The sequence below is a fragment of the Xenorhabdus ehlersii genome (assembly GCF_003610465.1).
GTDB classification, from domain to species: domain Bacteria; phylum Pseudomonadota; class Gammaproteobacteria; order Enterobacterales; family Enterobacteriaceae; genus Xenorhabdus; species Xenorhabdus ehlersii.
Genome location: NZ_RAQI01000001.1, coordinates 270,730 through 290,097 on the forward strand (window position 1 = coordinate 270,730; position 19,368 = coordinate 290,097).

A 19,368-nucleotide genomic window follows, 5' to 3' on the forward strand; every position below is an offset into this window, starting at 1 on the left:
AATGATAAAATAACAAGAAGAAAAATATTAAATCCTGAGAGGATCCTCTCAGGATCATAAATTTAATAATTTATAAATTCTTTTATTTTATTTATCCATGTTGATGGATTTTCAATTTGAACTGCATGCCCACTTTCAATTTCACTGTATTTACTATCAGGAATTAATGAACTTACTTTTTTGACCATATATGTTGGTATTAAATTATCATAAGATAATCCTATAACTAAGGTAGGAGAGTTGATTTTATTCAAATATTCAACTATATCTATGCTTAATCCAATTTTTATTCTTTCTTCGGTGTTCTTTGATTCTTTACTACATATCATATCAATTGTTTCAGTTGAAAGTTCTGACAATTTTTGAGGACTAAGAACATGAGATAATCCAAATGCAGTTGCCATTCGTTTGTCTTTTAATTCTAATTCATACCAAGTTTTAAACATGAAAGTAAAGCGAGCATCATCACTAGATGCCCAAGGCGCGGTTAAAATTAATTTATTAACAAGTGATGGTTTTCTTGCTGCAACAACAGCAGCAACAACAGCACCCAAAGAAATACCCACTAAATGTACAGGATTATCAAAATTACAATTTTCAATTGCAGATATAATTTGATCGGCCAAGCCATCAACGTTTAATGAACATGGTAATGTTGACTCCCCACAACCTGCATAATCAGGAATAACAACATTGAATTTATCTATAAACTCATTTTTTATACTAGAGAAACTACTATTTCCATCACTATTTGTTCCATGTAAAAACATTATTGTTTCAGAACTTTCTGGGTTTTTTGTAGAGTATATTCTATATTTAACAGTTGAACCGTTACAAGTTACTTCTTTCATAGGATTTATTTCCTCTTAAGTTATTTTTGCTCTGATTTTTTATCATTCCACGCACTATATTAACAACGGGCAATTCTATCATTTTATATAAAAAATAAGACAATAATATTGATAATGAAAACCATAATATGATAATTGATATCATAGGAATGTTATATATATCAATAAGATATATAAGTTTGTCAGGAGTATACATAATAACCATTCTATGTACAAGATAGAAAGAAAATGAAATTTCTCCTAAAAAAATGAAAAATCTGTTAGAAAGGATGGTGTTTTTTTGCTTGGAGTCATTATGTGCAAATGATAAGATAATCATTAAACATGGAATGATATTTATTGAAGCATAAGTATATAAGTAACTTATATTTAGAGAAATAAAATAAAAAACAACAACAAACATCAAGGATAACTTAACATTAATTACTAGTAATTTTTTATCTTTGAATAATAAACAAACCAAAACGCCGCATAAAAATTCAAATAACCTTGTCGCAGGGAAAATATATACTAGCCAATATGAATATGCGGGTTTGTGATTCCATGGCAATACATTCTCTTTCGGAATAAAATATGACAGAAACGGAATTGACCATATAATAATAATAAATATTATTAATAATAAATATTTAATGGACGTGTTAAGTTTAGAAAAAATGCTAACAAAAAAAGGAAATGTAAAATAAAAAAATAACTCACAAGATAATGTCCAACTCACACCATTCATACTAATAAAAACATATGGGTTAGTTGACCAAGACTGAATTAAAAATATACTTTCAAATAATCCCGATGTGTTTTCACCTCCCGGTAGTAATGGTTTATTAAAAAAAATTAAAATAAATGCAAACACTAGTGTAATTATATGGTTAGGGTATATTTTTGCTATTCTTTTTAATATGAATATAGAATATTTCTCTTGCCTGTTTTGAGACCAGGCAAGAATAAATCCGCTTAAACAAAAAAAGAAAGTTACTCCCATAGAGCCAGCATTAGAGAATATTTTTCTGAAAATTTCATTTTGTATATCTGTACTAAATATCTTTTCAGATGAAACATGATAAAAAAACACCATCAAAGCCGCAAAAAATCTTAAACTTGTCAATGAGGGTAACTGGTATTGCATATATTATCCTCTATAAAATATAATCACTATTAACTAAATCGATACATACATAACTTAAAATTCATTTTTATGTAATGTTGAAATTTAGACGGGATTCTGATTTATCTAAAAATAAAAAATTTTCCGGATAAAAATAGTCCATTTTAAGATGGAATCCCGCCCTGTATTAACTGTATCAGTAAAGTTTTAAGCTGCCGATAGTTAATATAATGAATGCGTATGATATTTTATTTTTCAGCAACTACAATCAAATATGTTGAATCATCATTATAGGATGAACCATCCCAGTCACCATATAAATTGACCTTAGAAAATCCAGCTTTAAAACAAAGATCTTGAAATTCAATCGCAGTATAAATTCTTACATCATATGGCCTTAAAGAAATTTCCTTATTTTCTTCATTGAGCAATGACCATATTCCTTCTTCTCTTTTAGTTATATGATTGAATCTACGCTTTGAAACCAAAGTTCTTCCGGATTTCAATTTTCTTTTTTCTTCCAATGGAATTCTACCATCTCCAAATGCAGGAACTGTTATCATTGTATGCATAAGGAACTTACCACCATCTTTTAACGCATCATAAAAATTCCTTGCAACATTGATGTTTTCTTCATCGGAAAAAAAGCCGAAGGAATAAAACATATTTATTAAAACATCCACTTTATCGTCTACTTTGAATGTCCGCATATCATCTTTTTTGAAGATCACATCCGAATTCTGCAATATTGCATGTCTACGTGCAATGGATAAGTGTTCATCATTAACATCTATTCCAGTAACATTTATATTTTTATTTCTAAGGGCAACACTATGTCGTCCATATCCGCAAGGACAATCGATCAGATATTGTCCTGATGTAAGCCCACATAAATTAATGACTCCTTCAATTTCTTTATTTGTTCGCTGTTCTAAATCGTTTCCTCCTTCAAAGAAGGTCTGCATTGAATCATCCGCCTCTTTATATAACTCCCCGAAAAAACCAGCCCCTTCTTCCCACCACATTTTTTCTTTATTATTTTTAGCAATATCGAACATTTAAACCTTCCATTTCAATTAGTAATAAGAGGGCGTTAATTATTATTAACATTTAAACTTTATTTTGTGATTTAAATCACATGTTATCAAATGCAAATATATTTTTTTATTATAATTAAACTATAAAAAATAACTAAATATTAGTTTAGTTTAATATTATTTAACGTGATTATAATTTCGTTTAATTATCTAAATGTACAAATAATAGTCCAAGTGAAATCAAATTAAAAATACAGTTAGAATAATCACTTAAAGAAATAATTTTAATTTAAATATGAATATTAAATAATTATCCAAATAACTATATAGTAAATATGAGAGTGTTTTTTCTTTGGTGCTCAGATATTGAACCAACATAGAGTTATGTAAATAAGCTATTCATATTAACATGATGGCAATTTAGGTCTGTTTTGTATGGTGTAAAATAATATAAAAAATGTACTTATAAAAATATAAATATCCGCCGGGTTAATAATAGCGATACAGTCTGTAATATTTGATATAAAATGCACAACTCAGGTTATTAAGCCGATGTTTAAATAGAAATGCTTTTGTTAATTTAAATCGAAATACATTAGTTATCAAATTGATTTTGAATGGATTTACTTACATTTTTAAAATCAAATCATTGGTAAAAGCATACCGGGTTAATAATTTTTGGTTGATTACATCAGGCCGTAAGTCTATCAAGAAGCTTCTTCGAATCTTGTGATATCAGAAGCCGTGCAAAGTGAACTATTATTTTTTATTAAAATACAGGATAGGGCTAAATAAAGAGTATTTATTCAATAAACTAAATTATTATAATAAACCAATTAAACATGAGTAAAGTTCATTGAGTTGTTTATATAACAACCTGAATATATATGATATACATATAGCCGACATTCCGCATCGTATTCGTAATTCATTGTTTTAATCTCTCAGGGTTTAATTCCCCGTCGCTTGCGACGAACAAATAATAATTGAACGAAGCGAAGCGGGTGATTTCATATCTAAATACCCCGCTGCTTGCGGCGGGGATGTTTATTTAAAAATTAACATGCATATGAAATTTATACAACCATTTAAAAATTAGTATATTGCAGTTATAGCTGCAATATGACTGTTATAGAACAAGAATGAAATAAGTTCATATATTGTCCTACCAGTGGAGGATTAGACTGGATATATCAGTGACATTGTGAATAATTTCATCAAAAACCTGCCCCAAATTCTTATTATCGATTGGAGCAGTTCTTAATTATTAACTCTAATTTCTTATTTTCGCAAACGGCGCTGCGCATAAAACGCATCCAATGTAAACAGAATCAGAGCAGCCCAGATAAAACCGAAAGTGATTAAACGCTCTGACCCAATTTCTTCACCATAAACCAGAGTTGCCAGCAGGAACACCAGTGTCGGCGAGAGGTACTGAAAAAAGCCCAGTGTGGATAAACGCAGATGAGATGCGGCAGCGGTGAAAAATAGCAATGGTACTGTCGTAATCATACCAGCAGTGACCAGCAATAGATTCAGAGATGGAGGATTATTCAGCATATTGCTGGTTGTGGTATGGGTGAAAAAAAATAGATAAATCAGTGCAACTGGGAATACCCAGATTATTTCAATCAGCATGCCGATTTGTGTATCCACTTCCAGCTTTTTGCGGATCATCCCATACAGGGCAAATGTAGTTGCCAGATACAAACCAATTCCCGGCACAGAGCCGAATTGCCAAAGCTGGATGAATACACCAGTAAAAGCTAACCCTACGGCTATCCATTGTATAAGACGGAATCTTTCACCAAGGAATAGTATTGCAAACAGTACACTCATCAGCGGATTAATAAAATAGCCGAGGCTGGCTTCCAGCATATGATTATTATTGACTGCCCAGATATAAGCCAGCCAGTTACTAGAAATGGTAAATGCTGTGATGCCTAATAACAGCAGCGTTTTGGGCTGTTTGATGACTACCAAAACCTGACGCCAATGGTGAGTCACTGTTAGCATTAGCACCATAAAAAAAACTGACCAAATAACTCTATGCGATACGATTTCATCGGGTGGTACTTGTTTTATTTCCTTGAAATAAATGGGAGTCAGTCCCCAAATCAAGCAAGCACTTAAGGCATACAGAATACCTTTGGTTGTCTGTGGCTTATTCATAATATCCTTAAATATATTTGGAAAATGTTCAGAAAATTAAGACGAGATTGTTAGATGTTAGCCTATAATGCCGTACAATGTGTCACCGGATTGAGTAATTTACAAGGGGTTAATGAGGTAAGAGATAAATAAAAATTTTTACTGATTGGAATAGGTATCTTATGCTGATATTACCATTTAGTTTATAATATGGGCATTAATTCAACTTCTCTTGTTGAGTAGTTATTCATATATTGTGTATAAAATCATCCTGACGCGCTACGCTTGTCTTCTCTGGTTTGTCCGGCTAATACATTAACCAGACAAACCAGAGAATCTGAAAACCCCCTGCTAGCCAGAAAAAACATTTTCATAGCCTACCCTATTAAAGAATTAGGGATAAAACTGTTCACCTTGTTCACTTCTTAATATTTTTATTTAAATTCATAATATTAAGTAGTGATGACTTGAAATCAGACTCATCACCACTCTTCACCCAACAGTTCACCTTCAAATCAGGAAAAGGTGAACAGTGATGAAGACTTGTGAACAGTTTAAAAATAACTATTCACCCTATAATATATTGATATATATAATTTAAATTATAGAGTGAATAGAGGTGAACACTTTTTTTATATTTCTTTGAAAAATCCTTGTAATCAGAAAAATTATTCTTCTGGCAGGTTATTCCTTGTCAGTTTTGGCATCCACTCAATGGCAGTGTCAATATTTAGGTTCAGATTGCTGCGAATACCGTATTTGCTTTTTTTACGCAGGTAATGCTGGCTGTACTCTGCCAGTGCACCAGGCATATCCATACCAAAACGAGTCACGGAAACGGGTTTATTCAGATTGTTACCTTTCATGTAAGCAAGGTAAGCGTGATAAAGGTACTTACGGGGATTTAACGGTACAATCTCCGCATTACCGATTAACAGGCCGTCAGTTTTATTAGACGCAATCAGATAGCCGCAGAAATCGACCAGTGGATCTGTGCCGCGTTTAATATCCAACGCCTCCGCAGATTTTTGCTGTTCTGCCAGTAAACGTCTTGCAGTTTGTGGATCAGCAAAGCGGTAAAGCAGATGTCGGATAATCACAGGCAATTCTGCTGCGATTTTATCCCGCAGAAGTGGATCACGTTCATTTTCGGGCACAACTTCGGAAAAATTGAAAATCACCCGACGCCGCGATACACCGCCACTGCGATCACTGAAACTCATGGCATTATTGTTTACCGCCAATACCACGGCAGGAATGCGGGTTGAATAAGGTTGTTTATGCTTCGGGTCGATAGCCACCTCATCCCCGCCTGTAATGGCTTTGATACCGGAGCCATCGCCCACATAGCGGGTCTGGTCCGGCAGGATAATCAACGAATATCCCACAATCAGTGCCCGTTCCCGTGGATTTTCCAGTGCGGCCATACTCGCAGAAACAGTGTTGCCTTTGCCTGCCAGCATTGAACAGATTTCAGCAAAGATGCTTTTGCCACTGCCTCCGGCACCAGTGATTTCCAGAAACAACTGCCAGTCGTAACGGTTCGCCAACACCATAAACAGGGCTGCCAGTACGCGATCAAATTTGTTCTCACTGTTAGCGGTTGCCCGATTGAGCCATTGCCAGAACTGTGGGGCATGGTCTTGCAGGGTTTCCCCCGAAACAGGGGAATTAAACGCAACATCATTCGCCAGTAGCAACCAGTCATGTTTGCGATGAGGCCGGAATTGGCAGGCTTTCAGGTCAAATACGCCGTTACTGAATCCGATTAAGTGGCGTTCTGGCGGTTGCATCATAGGAAGCCGCAATTTCAGGGCATCCACCGCAGAACTGATACCATGCGGTGAGTACGGCAGTTTCTCTTCCATGAAAGCAGCGACCATTTCCCGTTTTAAATCGCGGTCACTGACCGGACGCCAGACAATACCGTCATAGTGATGAACGGTTTCCGAAGCGCCATCCAATGCTAAATCACCGTCATAACGTGCCAGTAATACTTCTCCGCGCTGGCTCGCTCCCATCTGGCATAATGTCAGTTTTGAAGGTTCGACATCACGGGGCTGAATAACTTCTTTTTTCTTGGTTGATGTTGGTTGATAAAGCCCTTGAGCAAAGGCCAGCTTTGCCCTTTCCACACCATATTGTTGGCGGTAATCATCCCAGTCGGCTTTGTACTCTGTCGGTGGTAACGTAACCCAACCACTAACCGCAATAGCTGCTTTTTCTGCTGAGATCCTGCCGATATTCACTTTTGGTTTGCCGTTTTTATCCAGTTCGTCGGGATGATGCCAATCGTTATCTGCTGCCAGAATAATTTTTGTATCCGACCAGCGTTCCCGAACGGCTTTGGCAACCGAAGATAAATTACCTGCATCTAATGCTGCCAGAACAGTACCTTTATAGAGTTGGTTAACCGTGAGTGCTGTGGCGTAACCTTCGGTAATGATGACCGTATCGGGGTTATCTTCTAGTTCAGACAGGGCAATAAATGCACCTTTTTTCTGGCTGCCGGGGAAGAATTTTTTCTCGCCATTGGGTTTGATGATTTGAGCGCCGGTGACTTTTTTATCCAGTGCTGTCAGTGCCAGCACTGTCGAATTATCAAACAGTAGCTGCTGATCAAGATGTTGCAGACCCTTTGCAGTCAAATAGGGAGATTGCCCGGCGATAGTCTGCGCCATCAGAGTTGCCACTCTTTCGGCAACGGGCGGTGTGGGATAAGTGATTTCTTTGGCGAGCTTGGGTTCGGATAAAGGCAGTGCCAGTGCATCCGCGACAACTTTGGCTGCTTCAAGAATTGAGATTTGGTTGGTTCTTGCCACTAAATCCAGTCCATCGCCATAATTCGGGGCATCACACTGGCGGCAGTGCCAGTTGCCGTGATGGTGATCGTCGATAAAATGAAAACGGTCGGTGCCGCCGCAGACCGGACAGGCACCATGCTTTCCTTTTGCCGGAACAGTGATACCGCAAGCAGGCAGTAGGTTTTGCCACGAATACATAGCCGAAGTTTTTACGGTCTGGATCAGATCAAGCGGTTTGTGGTTGCTTGTTGTTTTTTGAGCTGTAAATTCAGGGCGAGTTTGGGTATGCTGTGTATCAGCCATCATTTTTACCTTGCTTAATGGTTGTTGGTGAAACGCCCTGTCAGTGTTAGCAGCACTTCGGGGCGTTGTGTCTTTATGTTACGTGTCTTATGTCATCGTCTTTTCTGTGTTATGCCGCCCGTGATTCTGCAATCCGCTGGGCGATCCAGTCATCAATTTCTGCTTCAATAAAAGCCACTGAGCGAGGTCCGATTTTGACCTGTTGCGGGAATGAGCCGTCGCTAATCAGTTTGTAGATCCACGCTTTGCTGTAACCCGTCCTGCGTTGCACTTCCGGCAAACGAATCAAACTTGTTTTTAATGCTGCCATTGTCATATTCATTCTCCTGTTACCGAGTCCTTGAGCGCTCATCGTGGACGTTATCTGATGACAGGCGGATTATTTAAAATGCAGGATTAAATGAACAGCGTTAATTGTTTTTCTCCCGATGAAAATTAACGGGTTGCAAATTGTACTAACGGTTCTTTCTGTTGCGCAGCGGTTTGGCGAAGTCATACGGTGTAATGGATTTTTCCCTATTGGCATCCAGATAATCCGCCCACCACTGCACCATCAGCCGCCGTTCGTCCAGATGTTTGGAGGTGTGAATATACGCCGCTCTGACGTTGTTTCGTTCGATATGGCTGAGCTGGCGTTCGATGGCATCATCGCTCCACAGACCGGATTCCCCCATGGCACCGCGTGCCATTGTGCGGAAGCCGTGCCCACAGACTTCGGTTTGGGTATCGTAGCCCATCGCCCGTAATGCCTTGTTAACCGTGTTTTCGCTCATGACTTTCGCGGAATTATGATCACTGGGGAACATGACTTCGCAGTTGCCACTCAGTGCCTGTAACGCGTTGATAAGCCGGACAGCCTGACGACTCAACGGGACAATGTGATCGGCTTTCATTTTCATGCCACGTTCAGAAAAGCGAACGCCTTTAATCGGTTGCCTTGTGGCGGGAATTTTCCACACGGCATTTTCAAGGTCGATTTCCTGCCAGCGGGCAAATCTCAGTTCACTGGAACGGACAAACGTCAGCAGTGCCAGCTCGACAGCGATTTTTGTCAGCAGGCGCCCACGGTAAACAGACAATCGGTTCAGAAAATCTGGTAAATCTTCATGAGGCAGGGCAGGGTGATGGCGTGATTTTACGGTGGAAAGTGCGCCAGCCATATCACTGGCAGGGCTGGATTCGAGGACATCATTCTGGACGGCATAGCGCATGATAGCTGTAACACGTTGTTGCAATCGCTGGGCAATGTTGTGTTTACCCGCATCATCAATGGCTTTGATGGGGGCTAAAAGCTGGCTGGTTCTTAACGTGGTAATATCGAGCCTGCCAATCTGCGGGAAAATAGACTGCTCAAGGCTGCGTAGCACTGTTTGGCTATGTCTGTCGCTCCAGCGTTTGTTGCTGGCATGCCATGCGCGGGCGATGTGTTCAAATGTATGTGTGATTTTCGATGGCGAGGCAGTGCCTTTTTTCTCGGCTTTGGGATCGATGCCCTGTGCCATCAGCTTTTTGGCTTCATCCCGTCTGGCGCGGGCATCGGCTAACGATACTGCCGGATAAACACCAAACGCCAGCCGGTCTTCTTTCTTATCGGTCGGGCGGTAATATTTCATCCGCCAGTATTTCGAGCCGCGTGACGAGACTTCTAAATAGAGACCGCCGCCATCGGCGAGTTTGTAGGTTTTTTCTTTGGGCTTTGCAGTTTCGATTTGCCGGGCGTTTAGTTTCATTATTAAGGGCATCCTTGTAATCGAACGGTAAGTGCCCCGAATTATGCCCTTCGCTGCATCTTGATTGCAACAGACGAAACTAGACCTAAAAATAATAATGGATGTTGATTTTGCTGGATTTAGCAGGAATTGTTTGACTGGGCTGGACTTCACTGGAAGTTTAAGTGGTGCCCGGAGGCGGAATCGAACCACCGACACGGGGATTTTCAATCCCCTGCTCTACCGACTGAGCTATCCGGGCTAACGGGGCGCATTAAACCGTATTCAGCCCAATCCGTCAAACACTTTCTGCGAAAAAACCATAAAAATTGATTGATTGCTTTATTTTTATACCGTCTCAGTGTGGTTATTCAGCTAATGCCGTTTTTTATTAACTTAACGCCCCATTTTTTCGGCATTTTGCGATGGTTAGAATATCTTGAGCCAGAATTTTCGCAGTGATCACATCTTCAAGGTCTCTTTTCACCAATAGCTTACTGAGACACCCCTCAAGAATAAGTTCCATCTGTTGGGCGACTTGCTTACTGTCGTCAATATCAAGTTGTTGTAATAATTCTTCCGTGTAATGGAAAGAGTTTTGTTTTTGTAATTCTGCTAATTGGTGGATTGGATGGTCAACATCAGGAAAAGCGTTGCAAGCAGCAATAAACAGGCAACCTGGATAATGCTGTTCCTGTACTTTTTCCTTAAGAGCGTCGTAGCGTGCCAGTAATTTTTGCTCAGGGCTTAAGGCTTCATTTAACAGGGTTTGACGCTGCCAGATTTCAATTTGCTGGCTGTGATGGCGCAGGCAGTCGTAGAGTAAGGCTTCACGATCAGGCCAAAAATGTTTTATATGGCTGATATCAATATCGATAGGGTTTAAAAGTGTCTCGAGTGTCGCTGACAGGCCATGTTGCTCCAATAAGTTCAGGACATGACTAAGTACATATTCACGTTGCACGGTGGCTCTCCTTCCAGATTATTTTTGTTGTAGATGTTGTAATTGCTGTACATGCTGGTTAAAACGCTGAGCGTCCATGAATCCATTGACCCGCTCATCGGTTAGCTCTTTTCCCTTATCGAAAAATAAGATAGTGGGAAGTCCCAGCACTTGCAGTTTTTGCAACAATTCTTTTTGTTTTGGGGCGTTATCTGTGACATCTGCCTGTAACAAGAGAAATTGGCTTAATTGTGCCTGTACTTGTGGATCACTGAAAGTATATTTTTCAAACTCCTTGCAGGCTATACACCAGTCAGCATAGAGGTCCAACATAATCGGTCGATGATGATTTTCAGCCAGAATTTGACTCAACTCTTGCCAATCAGAGACTTGTTGAAATTTTAAAGTGGCTTTTTGCTGCTCTGCCGCAGGGCTTCCCCATACCCAATCTTGCAAAGGACGTGAAGCGATAAGCGCCAAAGCCAGCAAGATGATTTGTAAAGTTCGTACCCAGCCGTTTTTGCTGTTTAAGGTTAATGCGAATGCCCAACCAAGGAAAGAAAATGCCAATAGGCTCCATAATCTTATGCCCCATGTGTCACCAAGTACGCGTTCCAGTAGGAAGACTGGCAGGGCCAATATAATGAATCCGAAAGCTTCCTTGACGTATTGCATCCACGGGCCGCTGCGTGGCAGGAGTTTGTGACCAAATAGTGTGACGGCGATAAGCGGTAAGCCCATTCCCAAGGCGTAGAGGTATAAGGTTAAGCCACCGACCAATGTATTACCGCTTTGGGCGATATAAAGCAAAATAGCACTGAGTGGTGCGGTAGTGCAGGGAGAGGCGATTAATCCGGCTAAAGCTCCCATCACAAATACGCCAATGTAAGAGCCGCTTTGCTGTTGGTTGCTCCAATCCACGAGGCGAGTTTGGAGTGAAGAAGGAAGTTGTAATGTATATAGCTCAAACATTGATAAGGCGAGCAAAATAAACAGCACTGACAGCCCTACGAGAATGTAAGGATTTTGCAGGGCCGCCTGAAATTGCAAGCCAGCCGCCGCGACGACTAAACCAAGTATTGTATAAGTGAGCGCCATTCCCTGAACGTAACTCATGGCAAGCCAAAAGATCCGTTTTAGGCTTTCAGGACGTTTTTGGCCCAAAATAATACTGGAAATCAGCGGATACATGGGCAGTATGCAGGGAGTAAAAGCAATACCAATGCCAATTAATAACGCCCAGAGTGGCGAAAATGGCACATCATGGGACTCGGATGGTATATCTTCCTGTTGCAGAGGTGCTTGTAAGGAGCTGTCTTCTTTATTTGTCGCTATGTTAGTTGGTGTCGCGGTTTCATTGCCTGATAGGGTGGAGGCAGCCACGGCTTGCAATGGTACGTTTAGTGTCTCAGGCGGATAACAATAACCCGCTTCTGCACATCCTTGATATGTGACCTGGAGAGAGCCGTCGTTGGTGGCAGACAGAATGGGAATATCAATCTGTGCCGATTGAAAATAGACTTCTGTTTTGCCAAAAAACTCATCTTCATGATCTACACCTTTAGCGTATGTAATTTTACCCAATGATGTTTCTTGATTAGGAATGATGTTGAATTGTTTTCGATAAAGGTAATAACCGGGTTTAATATCCCAGTTCAACGTGAGTTTATTTCCTTGTTGCTGAAAATCAAACATGAATGCCTGATCAGCAGGAAGGTAGAGACTTTTCCCCGGTTGCTCAAACAGTGCGTTAGCTTTGTCAGGAGACAGAGCGATACCACTGAACAATAGAAACAACATCAGAATACGTTTCATCATAAGATAATCTTTAGCCTGCCTGTATCGTAAGTTTGATTTGGGAAATTTATTAGAATCTGCACTATAACTGATGACGCTCATAGCAGAAAGTCACTTGTTCAATATTAAGACAATACTGGATTTTTGACAGGAAAAGATAGGCAAGGAAGGAAGTTTCAGGGGCTGGCAGGCCCCTGAAATAACGATGTCAAACAATCGAAATTGTAAAGTTACAAGATAATACCGCCAAACAGGAAACCGAATGTGACCGCCAATACAACGGCAAGGGTTCCCGGAATAAAGAATGGATGATTGAAGACAAAACGCCCGATACGAGTGGTTCCGGTATCATCCATCTGTACGGCGGCAACCAATGTTGGATAAGTTGGCAGAATAAACAGACCCGACACCGCCGAGAACGAAGCAATTGCTGTTAATGGAGTGACATTCAGTGCCAGAGCCATTGGCATCAACGCCTTAGCCGTTGCTGCTTGTGAATAGAGCAAGGCTGAACAGAAGAAGAAAATGATTGCCAGCAGCCACGGTTGGGCATGAATCAAACTGCCCGCAGTTTCTTTGATCCAATCGAGATTGGCCTGTACAAAAGTATCCCCCAGCCATGCAACCCCTAAGATACAGATACATGCGCTCATGCCTGCTTTGAAAGTGCTTGAGTTCAGGATGGCATCGGTATCGACGGAGCAAATAATGGTGGTGAGAGTAGCGATACTGAGCATGATGATCAAAATCGCATTTGTGGTGTTCATCAGGGGTTTTTCAACCAGACCGACACTTGGGCTATTGATAATCGCATAAATAACAACACTCACGACACCTAGCAGGAACAACAGAACAGAACATTTTGCTTTGGGTTTGATTTGAATCTGGCTGGCACCACGCATTTCTATCAAGCCATCTTCAAGGCGTTTTTGGTAAACAGGATCATTCGACAGTTTGGCATCAAAAAGCCATGAAATAATGAATGACATGAGGATAATGGCACAAAATGTTGAAGGCAGTAATACCATTAACAGGTGGATATAGCTGATGCCTTGCCCTTCCATAATCGATGCCATATAAACCACCGCCGCAGAAATAGGCGAAGCAGTGATCCCTATCTGGGCAGCAACAACAGCAGTAGAGAGTGGACGGCATGGTTTTATGCCCTGCTCTTTGGCAACCTCTGTAATAACAGGCAATGTTGCCAGTGAGATATTCCCCGTACCTGCAAATAGCGTCAGAAAATAAGTGACGATCGGTGCAAGGATTGTGATGTATTTGGGATTCTTACGCAGTAATTTTTCAGTTTGCTGAACGAGATAATCTAATCCCCCAGCCACTTGCATGGCTGATATCGCAGCAATGACGGCCATGATAATTGAAATAACATCAAATGGAATACTCCCTGGTTTAACACCGATGGCGGCGAGGATGAGAACACCAAGCCCACCAGCAAAGCCAATACCAATTCCCCCTAGTCGTGCTCCCAAAAAAATGGCCAGCAGAACGATAGCTAATTCTACGGCTAACATGTTAAATACTCCTTCATTTATTTAGTATTATGAAAATCTATGGTTAATAGTTTGTGTTTGCGGAAAATTAAAAAGGCACGCTTCCGGTTGGAATAGCGTGCCTTAATAATTAAGACGAACTTGTTATTATAATCATTAATTAGTCATCAAAACGTTTTGCTTTATAAGTTGGATGTTTTAGGTTCTCAACGGAGAAAATATCATCTAATTCAGTTTCGGTCAGTAAACCACGCTCAAGCACGACTTCACGGACGCTTTTGCCCGTTTCAGCACAGATCTTGCCCACGATATCACCATTGTGGTGACCAATAAATGGGTTCAGATAAGTCACGATCCCGATGGAGTTGAATACGAAACTTTCACAGACTTCTTTATTGGCAGTAATACCGTTGATACATTTTTCAACCAAATTACGGCATGCATTGCTCAGGATAGATATAGATTCAAACATAGCCTGACCAATCGCAGGTTCCATTACGTTAAGCTGTAACTGACCGGCTTCTGCTGCCATCGTGACACAAGTATCGTTACCGATGACTTTGAAGCAAACCTGGTTAACAACTTCTGGCACAACGGGATTAACTTTCGCTGGCATGATGGAGGAACCTGCCTGCAATTCTGGTAGGTTGATTTCATTCAGGCCAGCACGAGGGCCGGAAGAGAGTAGACGCAAGTCATTACAAATCTTGGACATCTTAACCGCCAGACGCTTCAACGCGCTGTGAACCATAACGTAAGCTCCACAGTCAGAGGTAGCTTCTATCAAATCTTCCGCTGGTTGGCAAGGTAATCCTGTGACTTCGGCCAATTTTTCAACTACCAGTTTTTGGTAACCTGGTGCAGTATTCAGGCCAGTACCGATAGCAGTCGCGCCAAGGTTCACTTCCAGCAGCAGCTCTGCCGTGCGAGTGATGTTTTTGATCTCTTCTTTCAACAGCACGGAAAAAGCACGGAATTCTTGACCCAGTGTCATTGGGACCGCATCTTGTAGTTGGGTACGGCCCATTTTCAGGATGTCGTCGAATTCAACACTTTTTTTGTCGAAGCCCTCTTTCAGCAATTCGATGGAATCAATTAAGTGCATCAAGGCGTTATAAACAGCAATACGGAAGCCTGTAGGGTAAGCGTCATTGGTTGATTGGCTTCTGTTCAGGTGATCATTTGGATTCAGGTACTCATATTCGCCTTTTTGATGTCCCATCAACTCCAGGCCGATATTTGCCAACACCTCATTAGTGTTCATGTTCAGTGAGGTACCGGCCCCCCCCTGAAAGACATCAACAGGGAATTGATCCATACATTTGCTTTTAATGAGAACTTCATCACAGGCTTTGACAATGATATCTGCCACTTTTCCAGGAATAGTATGGAGTTCTTTGTTTGCCAGTGCCGCGGCTTTTTTCACCATCACCATGCCACGGATGAATTCAGGCACATTGTTGATGGTACGGTCACTGATATAAAAGTTTTCAATCGCACGCAGAGTGTGAATACCGTAGTAGGCTTCAGCAGGAACTTCTCGTTTACCTAACAGGTCTTCTTCGATACGAATGTTGTTTGACATGAGAACCTTCTTAAAATTGGATACGTTTTTTGACTGTTCTATTACGTGTTTGTTGAAAAATAATGTTGCCGATAACAATTTCCCTGATATTAGACACTTATCATGAAATTGCTGGCGCGATCATATGTGGATTTGTAAGAAATGCCTTGAACCTGGATCACTTTATAGTGCTATTTTATTAATGGAATACCATATGTGTGACTGAGGTCACGATTACGGAGAGAAAAAGTTAAGAGTTCGAAGTATTGAAAATGATCACGATTATCCCCACATGTGTTATCTAACACCATATTATGTGATCTAATCCTCAATAATAATGAAAGGAGAACCACGTGCGTTGGCTCCCGCTTATCCTTATATGCCTTCTGGTTTACATCGAGTCTGTCCTGTTTGTTCGGATTGCCTCTGAAGTTGGGGTCTTGTTGACTCTGTTATTGGTTATTCTTACGTCTTGTCTTGGTGTATCCCTTGTGCGTAATCAAGGCATCAAGAATTTTATCTCTATGCAGCAAAAACTTACAGTCGGTGAGAGTCCTGCGGAAGAGGCGGTAAAAAGTGTTTCTTTGGTCATGGCTGGATTTTTGCTGATATTGCCTGGTTTTTTCACCGATTTTCTCGGATTACTGTTGTTATTGTCTCCCGTACAGAAACTGCTGACAGCGAAGTTATTGCCTCATATTAAGTTTTACCGCCCGAATACTTTTTATGGTTCCGGTAATAACGGTAATCATAATGGCGGTTATGGTCAGAGCGGGCAGACTTTTGAGGGCGAATATGAGCGCAGGCAAGATGGCGCTTCCCGTATATCGGATGACCAAAAATCCGCAGAGCAAAAGCATTATGGTGAGTCTGGCAGTGAGTGCAATAAAAAATGATTGCCGCTGTGTTGGCTGAGATTTCAGTGAGTAAGAAAAAAGTAAAATATTTTTGTTACTCACCCTTGAAGTCATGATCTCAAGCCCCAATTTGTAGCTTCATGATACCGGTTCTTACTGGTTATGCTGGGTTCTGGTATCAATCCTCTTACCTGATATGGACTTTATTTATAGGAGATCTATCAATGAAAATTCGTCCATTACATGACCGCGTTATCATTAAGCGTACAGAAGTTGAATCAAAATCCGCTGGCGGTATTGTTTTGACGGGCTCTGCTGCGGGCAAATCTACCCGTGGAAAAGTTTTGGCAGTCGGCAATGGTCGCATCCTCGAAAATGGGGAAGTGAAGGCGCTGGACGTAAAAGTGGGTGATACCGTTATTTTTAATGAAGGTTACGGCGTTAAAACAGAAAAGATCGATAATGAAGAAGTATTGATCATGTCTGAAAGCGACATTCTGGCAATTGTTGAAGCGTAATTGAGAATCTTATTTACGCTTAGATCTTCTTAATTGAACGAATTTAAAGGAAAGACACAATGGCAGCTAAAGACGTAAAATTTGGTAATGATGCTCGCAGCAAAATGCTACGCGGTGTGAATGTACTGGCTGATGCAGTTAAAGTGACCTTGGGTCCTAAAGGCCGTAATGTAGTTTTGGATAAATCTTTCGGTGCACCTGTCATCACTAAAGACGGTGTATCTGTAGCACGTGAAATCGAATTGGAAGACAAATTCGAGAACATGGGTGCTCAGATGGTTAAAGAAGTCGCTTCTAAAGCTAATGATGCGGCCGGTGATGGTACCACCACAGCAACCGTATTGGCTCAAGCTATCGTCACCGAAGGTCTGAAAGCTGTTGCTGCTGGCATGAACCCAATGGATTTGAAACGCGGTATCGATAAAGCAGTTATTTCCGCTGTTAATGAGCTGAAAAAACTGTCCGTACCTTGCTCTGATTCCACTGCTATTGCACAGGTTGGTACTATCTCTGCAAACTCCGACGAAACCGTAGGTAAACTGATCGCAGAAGCGATGGACAAAGTCGGTAAAGAAGGTGTAATCACCGTTGAAGAAGGTACTGGCCTGGAAGATGAGCTGGATGTTGTTGAAGGTATGCAGTTCGACCGTGGTTACCTGTCTCCTTATTTCATCAACAAACCAGAATCGGGTTCTGTTGAACTGGAAAACCCATACATCCTGCTGGTTGATAAGAAAATTTCCAACATCCGTGAACTACTGCCAGTTCTGGAAGGCGTCGCTAAGGCAAGCAAGCCTTTGATGATTATTGCTGAAGATGTTGAAGGCGAAGCATTGGCAACTCTGGTTGTTAACAACATGCGTGGTATCGTGAAAGTTGCTGCGGTTAAAGCACCTGGCTTCGGTGATCGCCGTAAAGCAATGTTGCAAGATATCGCTACCCTGACCAACGGTACTGTTATCTCTGAAGAGATTGGTCTGGAGCTGGAAAAAGCGACTCTGGAAGATCTGGGCCAAGCAAAACGTGTTGTTATCAACAAAGACACTACAACTATCATTGATGGTGTAGGTGAAGAAAGCGCAATTGCTGCACGTGTTACTCAGATCCGTCAGCAAATCGAAGAATCTACTTCTGATTATGACCGTGAAAAACTGCAAGAGCGTGTTGCTAAACTGGCAGGCGGTGTTGCTGTAATCAAAGTAGGTGCAGCAACTGAAGTTGAAATGAAAGAAAAACGCGCTCGCGTTGATGATGCATTGCACGCAACTCGTGCGGCTGTAGAAGAAGGTGTTGTTGCTGGTGGCGGTGTTGCTCTGGTTCGTGTTGCCAGCGCGATCACTGACCTGACTGGTGACAACGAAGATCAGAACGTCGGTATTCGCGTTGCACTGCGTGCAATGGAAGCACCAATGCGTCAGATCGTAGAAAACGCAGGTGAAGAACCTTCTGTTGTTGTAAACAACGTGAAAGCAGGTAAGGACAACTACGGTTATAACGCTGCAACTGAACAGTACGGCGATATGATCGAAATGGGTATTTTGGATCCAACTAAAGTAACCCGTTCTGCACTGCAATTCGCAGCTTCTATCGCTGGTTTGATGATCACTACCGAAGCAATGGTGACTGAACTACCTAAAGATGACAAAGCTGACTTAGGTGCTGCTGGTGGCATGGGCGGCATGGGTGGAATGGGCGGCATGATGTAGTGCTGTTCATCCTGATGATGGCATTGCCCATCCGTTAGGATAAGCCTTTAAAGGCGAGCAGGGAAAACTTGCTCGCCTTTTTATTGTTCCTATAACTAATGAGGGAAGTTATGCGAATTAAAATTTTGTTTGGTGCGTCAGTATTACTGTTGGCAGGGTGCACCACAACTCATCAATTAACCTCCGCTGGTGCTAATGTGCGTTTTGCGGATACCCAACCAGGAAGTGAATGCCAGCGGTTAGGTGAAGTGACTGGTACTCAAAGCAACTGGCTCAATGGCGTTAGTAATGAGAGCAGTTCTATGCGCAGTGCAGCCAATGACTTACGTAATAAAGCGGCTGAAATGGGCGGTAATGTTATTTATGGGATAAATAGTCCATCAGAGGGATTACTGGCAAGTTTTGTCCCCCTCGATAGCAAAATGGCTGGCCAGGTCTATAAGTGCCCTTAGATATTAATAGATGGGGCTAGTGAGAAAGTGGTTTGGGCAATGCCCAGAAAGAATGTTTCG

General features: G+C 41.2%; 15 protein-coding genes and 1 tRNA gene. 4 read left to right on the forward strand and 12 right to left on the reverse strand.

The features are described 5' to 3' along the window. Positions 1-62 precede the first annotated feature (62 nt). The 12 genes from BDE27_RS01190 to aspA all read right to left on the reverse strand — a co-directional run bounded on the left by BDE27_RS01190 (position 63) and on the right by aspA (position 15,796). On the reverse strand, positions 63-851 hold the full coding sequence (locus BDE27_RS01190; protein ID WP_038221854.1) for an alpha/beta fold hydrolase: 789 nt from the start codon (positions 849-851) through the stop codon (positions 63-65). Beyond that, entirely contained in the window at positions 832-1,977 is a 1,146-nt protein-coding gene (locus tag BDE27_RS01195; RefSeq protein ID WP_099133136.1) for an acyltransferase family protein, read from the reverse strand. Before BDE27_RS01195 ends, BDE27_RS01190 begins: the two co-directional genes overlap by 20 nt. Before the next feature lie 227 nt (positions 1,978-2,204). Further along, positions 2,205-3,014, reverse strand: a complete 810-nt coding sequence (locus BDE27_RS01200; RefSeq protein WP_099133137.1) for an SAM-dependent methyltransferase — start codon at positions 3,012-3,014, stop codon at positions 2,205-2,207. Between the two features lie 1,260 nt (positions 3,015-4,274). Then, positions 4,275-5,165, reverse strand: coding sequence for an EamA family transporter RarD (gene rarD, locus BDE27_RS01205; RefSeq protein WP_099133138.1), 891 nt, complete (start codon positions 5,163-5,165; stop codon positions 4,275-4,277). A gap of 647 nt (positions 5,166-5,812) precedes the next feature. Continuing rightward, complete coding sequence (locus BDE27_RS01210) at positions 5,813-8,251, reverse strand: toprim domain-containing protein (protein WP_099133139.1); 2,439 nt, start codon at positions 8,249-8,251, stop codon at positions 5,813-5,815. 109 nt (positions 8,252-8,360) lie between these two features. Further along, positions 8,361-8,567 (reverse strand): helix-turn-helix transcriptional regulator, encoded by a 207-nt coding sequence (locus BDE27_RS01215; RefSeq protein WP_099133140.1) that lies wholly within the window; start codon positions 8,565-8,567, stop codon positions 8,361-8,363. Between the two features lie 139 nt (positions 8,568-8,706). After that, positions 8,707-9,981, reverse strand: a complete 1,275-nt coding sequence (locus tag BDE27_RS01220; RefSeq protein WP_099133141.1) for a tyrosine-type recombinase/integrase — start codon at positions 9,979-9,981, stop codon at positions 8,707-8,709. A 165-nt stretch (positions 9,982-10,146) separates the two neighbouring features. Further along, positions 10,147-10,222, reverse strand: a tRNA-Phe gene (locus BDE27_RS01225). Positions 10,223-10,351: 129 nt separating this feature from the next. Then, entirely contained in the window at positions 10,352-10,924 is a 573-nt protein-coding gene (dicD, locus tag BDE27_RS01230) for a division control transcriptional repressor DicD (RefSeq protein ID WP_099133142.1), read from the reverse strand. Positions 10,925-10,942: 18 nt separating this feature from the next. Then, a complete protein-coding gene (locus tag BDE27_RS01235) occupies positions 10,943-12,721 on the reverse strand; it encodes a protein-disulfide reductase DsbD (RefSeq protein WP_099133248.1) in 1,779 nt (592 codons plus the stop codon). Between the two features lie 209 nt (positions 12,722-12,930). Continuing rightward, a complete protein-coding gene (locus BDE27_RS01240; RefSeq protein WP_099133143.1) occupies positions 12,931-14,232 on the reverse strand; it encodes an anaerobic C4-dicarboxylate transporter in 1,302 nt (433 codons plus the stop codon). A 139-nt stretch (positions 14,233-14,371) separates the two neighbouring features. Next, complete coding sequence (aspA, locus tag BDE27_RS01245) at positions 14,372-15,796, reverse strand: aspartate ammonia-lyase (protein ID WP_099133144.1); 1,425 nt, start codon at positions 15,794-15,796, stop codon at positions 14,372-14,374. A 332-nt stretch (positions 15,797-16,128) separates the two neighbouring features. On the opposite strand from aspA, the gene BDE27_RS01250 reads away from it, so the two are divergent. The 4 genes from BDE27_RS01250 to BDE27_RS01265 all read left to right on the forward strand — a co-directional run bounded on the left by BDE27_RS01250 (position 16,129) and on the right by BDE27_RS01265 (position 19,308). Continuing rightward, positions 16,129-16,671, forward strand: coding sequence for an FxsA family protein (locus BDE27_RS01250; RefSeq protein ID WP_099133145.1), 543 nt, complete (start codon positions 16,129-16,131; stop codon positions 16,669-16,671). A gap of 185 nt (positions 16,672-16,856) precedes the next feature. After that, a complete protein-coding gene (locus tag BDE27_RS01255; protein ID WP_074020370.1) occupies positions 16,857-17,150 on the forward strand; it encodes a co-chaperone GroES in 294 nt (97 codons plus the stop codon). 59 nt (positions 17,151-17,209) lie between these two features. Beyond that, entirely contained in the window at positions 17,210-18,856 is a 1,647-nt protein-coding gene (groL, locus tag BDE27_RS01260) for a chaperonin GroEL (RefSeq protein ID WP_099133146.1), read from the forward strand. Between the two features lie 110 nt (positions 18,857-18,966). After that, a complete protein-coding gene (locus tag BDE27_RS01265; RefSeq protein ID WP_099133147.1) occupies positions 18,967-19,308 on the forward strand; it encodes a DUF4156 domain-containing protein in 342 nt (113 codons plus the stop codon). The last annotated feature ends 60 nt before the right edge of the window (positions 19,309-19,368 follow it).